The 3,806-nt window shown below is 70.6% G+C and carries 4 protein-coding genes; 3 read left to right on the top strand and 1 reads right to left on the bottom strand.

The window, feature by feature from the left end:
* Positions 1 to 56 precede the first annotated feature (56 nt).
* Positions 57 to 848, bottom strand: a complete 792-nt coding sequence (locus CQZ88_RS09835) for an IclR family transcriptional regulator (RefSeq protein ID WP_170914062.1) — start codon at positions 846 to 848, stop codon at positions 57 to 59.
* Positions 849 to 1,010: 162 nt separating this feature from the next.
* Between CQZ88_RS09835 and CQZ88_RS09830 the strand changes: the two genes are divergently transcribed.
* The 3 genes from CQZ88_RS09830 to dmpG all read left to right on the top strand — a co-directional run.
* Positions 1,011 to 1,838 carry a 2-keto-4-pentenoate hydratase gene (locus CQZ88_RS09830; protein ID WP_029542682.1) on the top strand — a complete coding sequence of 276 codons (828 nt, stop codon included), beginning with the start codon at positions 1,011 to 1,013 and terminating at the stop codon, positions 1,836 to 1,838.
* Positions 1,835 to 2,812, top strand: coding sequence for an acetaldehyde dehydrogenase (acetylating) (locus CQZ88_RS09825; RefSeq protein ID WP_102799655.1), 978 nt, complete (start codon positions 1,835 to 1,837; stop codon positions 2,810 to 2,812). The genes CQZ88_RS09830 and CQZ88_RS09825 overlap by 4 nt, the downstream gene beginning before the upstream one ends.
* The coding region (dmpG, locus tag CQZ88_RS09820) for a 4-hydroxy-2-oxovalerate aldolase (RefSeq protein ID WP_102799669.1) at positions 2,809 to 3,806 on the top strand (998 nt) is incomplete at its 3' end. The genes CQZ88_RS09825 and dmpG, both read left to right, overlap by 4 nt.

Below are 3,806 nucleotides of genomic sequence, written 5' to 3'. Positions count from 1 at the left end.
CCGGGGTTCCCTGCCGGAACTGCCGGGCCGGCCGCCGGGCACGGTGCGGCCCCGTCTCATTCCGGCTCCGACATCCGCGCGCGGCGCGCGAGGGTGGCGGCGACGCCGGCCGCGGCCGCGCGCACCGACGTGGCGTGCCGCTCGGGATGGAAGCGGGCCACGGGACCGGTGACACTGAGGGCCGCGATCGGCCGGTCGTCGGGGTCGAGTACCGGCGCGGCGACGCAGGTGATGCCCATCGCGGATTCCTCGCGTTCGTACGCGACCCCCTCGTCGACGATGCGTTCGAGCTGTGCGCGCAGCAGTCCGGGCCCGGACAGCGTCTTCGGTGTGCGCCGTTCGAGTGGCCCGGCGAGCACCCTCTCGATGATCTCCGGATCGGAGTATGCGAGGAGGGCCTTTCCGATGGCCGTGCAGTGCAGCGGCATTCGGCCACCGAGACGGGACGGGGAGCGGGCCTGCCGGTGTCCCCCGATCTTGGAGATGTAGACCACTTCGGTGCCCTCGAGGATGCCGAGGTGCACCGTCTCGTGCGTCCGCTCGTACAGGTCCTCCATGAACGGGGTTGCGACCTCGATCAAGCTGCGTTCGGTGGACGCCCGCATTCCGAGTTCGAACAGTTGCCCGCTCAGCCGGTAGCCGGCCTGGGTGCGGTCGAGAAGGCGCACCTTGACGAGGTCGGAGACCAGCCGGTGCAGGGTGCCCTTGGGGATGCCGGTGCGCCGGCCGAGTTCCGCGAGGCTGAGCCCGTGGTCGTCGACGGTGAACGCATACAGCACGGTGACGACCTTGCCGAGCACGGTGTTCGGGTCGATCTGTACGTCGCTGGGAGTGTGCACCGCATTCACCCTTTCGTCCGGTGACCTGGCGATTCGGGTCACCCGCCACTGTACGTTCCACTGAGTCGAACACTTTCCTGGCCGGATGCCGGCTCGCCCGGCGACAGTGGGCAGACCAATTCCCTTCGACCTTCCGGGACCGCCATGACCCCCTCCCCAGGAACCGACCACATGCCGGCTCCGCCCTCCGGCGGCGCCGCGACGGACGATCCGGCTGTACACGCGGCCTTCGTCCGGATCGACCACGCGGTGCGCACCCACTCACCGTGCCCGCCGGTGCGTGACCTCATCGGCAGCTCCGATATCGAGCGCGCCTACGCGGTCCAGACGAAACTGAACGCGGCACGCACGGCCGCCGGCGCTCGTGTGGTCGGTCGCAAGATCGGGCTCACGTCACCGGCGGTCCAGCGGCAACTCGGCGTGGACCGGCCCGACTTCGGTGTCCTGTTCGACGACATGCAGTACACCGAGGACGAACCCGTGCCCTTCCACCGCCTGCTGCAACCGAAGGTCGAGGCGGAGATCGCCTTCGTGCTCGGGCAGGACCTCGCCGACGGCCCGCTCGACGACCGGCGTATCCGCGACAGCGTCGACTACGCCGTCGCCGCCCTCGAGATCGTCGACAGCCGGATCGCATTGTGGGACATCACCTTCGGGGACACGGTCGCCGACAATGCCTCGTCCGGGCTGTTCGTCCTCGGCACCCGGCGCCGCGGGCTCGACGAGTTCGAACCGGTCGACACCGAGATGGCGATGCGTGTCGACGGCGCGGCGGTGTCCACCGGGAACGGCGCGGCCTGCCTGGGCGACCCGCTGCGGGCCCTGGCGTGGCTCGCCGACACCGCCCGCCGGTTCGGTGAACCGCTCCGCGCCGGGCAGATCGTCCTGTCCGGGGCTCTCGGGCCGATGGCGCCCGTCCACCCCGGCTCCACCGTCACCGCGGACATCACCGGACTCGGTTCGGTGACCGCGACCTTCACCGAGGAGGACCACACATGAGCACCCGCAGAACACAGGTGGCCGTCATCGGCTCCGGCAACATCGGCACCGACCTGATGATCAAGGTGATCCGGAACTCGACCAATCTCGAGATGGGCGCCATGGTCGGCATCGACCCGGAGTCGGACGGCCTGGCCCGCGCCCGCCGGCTGGGTGTCCCCACCACCGCCGACGGCGTGGCGGGCCTGATCGGCCTGCCGAACTTCGACGAGATCGGCTTCGTGTTCGACGCGACGTCGGCACGGGCGCACCGGGCCAACGCCCGCGCGCTCGAACCCTACGGCAAGCGGCTGATCGACCTCACGCCCGCAGCGATCGGCCCCTTCGTCGTTCCGGCCGTCAACCTCGACGCACACCGGCACGCCCCGAACGTCAACATGGTCACCTGCGGTGGGCAGGCAACCATCCCCGTCGTGGCGGCGGTCTCGCGCGTCACGCCCGTCGCCTACGCCGAGATCGTCGCGTCCATCGCGTCGAAGTCCGCCGGACCCGGCACCCGCGCGAACATCGACGAGTTCACCGAGACGACGGCGCACGCGATCGAGTCCGTCGGCGGCGCGGCCCGGGGCAAGGCGGTGATCGTCCTGAACCCTGCCGAGCCGCCACTGATCATGCGGGACACCGTGTTCTGCCTGATCTCCGAGCCGAGCGCAGTCGTGCACGACGCCGTCCGGGAGTCGATCGAGCGGATGGTCGCCGACGTGGCCGCCTATGTGCCGGGCTACCGGCTCAAGCAGCACGTGCAGATCACCCCGGTTCCGCAGGGGCAACCGGTGCATACCCTGCTCGCCGACGGCGCCCCGACCACACCCACCCACCAGGTGTCGGTATTCCTCGAGGTCGAGGGTGCCGCCCACTACCTGCCCGCGTACGCGGGCAATCTCGACATCATGACCTCGGCTGCCCTGCGGTTCGCGGAGGCCGCCGCCGAGACGGACACCGCGCGCGCGGCAGAACTGGAGACCACCCGATGACGACCGAACTGTTCATCCAGGACGTCACGCTCCGGGACGGGATGCACGCCGTTCGGCACCGCATCACCCCGGACGACGTGGGCCGTATCGTGGCCGCGCTGGACGCGGCCGGTGTCGACGCCATCGAGGTCGCCCACGGCGACGGACTGGCCGGGGGCAGCCTCAACTACGGACCGGGCAGCCACACCGACTGGGAGTGGATCGAGGCCGCGGCCGCGAACGTGTCCCGGGCGCGTCTCACCACGCTGCTCCTGCCCGGGATCGGCACGATCCGCGAACTCGAGCACGCCTACCGGCTCGGGGTCCGCTCGGTGCGCGTGGCCACCCACTGCACCGAGGCGGACGTCTCGGCCCAGCACATCGCGACGGCCCGCGAGCTGGGCATGGACGTCTCCGGATTCCTCATGATGAGCCACATGGCACCGCCCGCCGAGCTGGCGCGACAGGCGAAGTTGATGGAGTCCTACGGCGCGCACTGCGTCTACGTCACCGACTCCGGCGGTCGTCTGACCATGGACGGGGTACGCGAACGGGTTCGGGCCTACCGGAGCGTGCTCGACCCGGGCACCGAGATCGGTATCCACGCCCACGAGAATCTGTCGTTGTCGGTGGCGAACTCCGTGGTCGCCGTCGAGGAAGGGGTCACTCGCGTCGACGCCTCCCTGGCCGGCCACGGCGCCGGGGCCGGCAACTGCCCGCTCGAGGCGTTCGTCGCCGTCGCCGACCTGCAGGGCTGGACCCACGGCAGCGACCTGTTCGCGCTGCAGGACGCGGCCGACGACCTGGTCCGGCCGCTTCAGGATCGGCCGGTCCGGGTGGACCGCGAGACCCTCACCCTCGGCTACGCCGGCGTGTACTCCTCGTTCCTCCGCCACGCGGAGGCAGCGTCGGAGCGTTACGGCATCGACGTGCGCACCCTCCTGCTCGAGGTCGGGCGGCGCGCGCTCGTCGGCGGGCAGGAGGACATGATCGTCGACATCGCCCTCGACCTGCT

Origin of the sequence: Rhodococcus sp. ENV425, from assembly GCF_002887785.1 — a bacterium.
Lineage (GTDB): Bacteria > Actinomycetota > Actinomycetes > Mycobacteriales > Mycobacteriaceae > Rhodococcus > Rhodococcus aetherivorans.
Note: the sequence above shows the minus strand (reverse complement) of the source record. Positions and strands in the feature narration are given on the sequence as shown.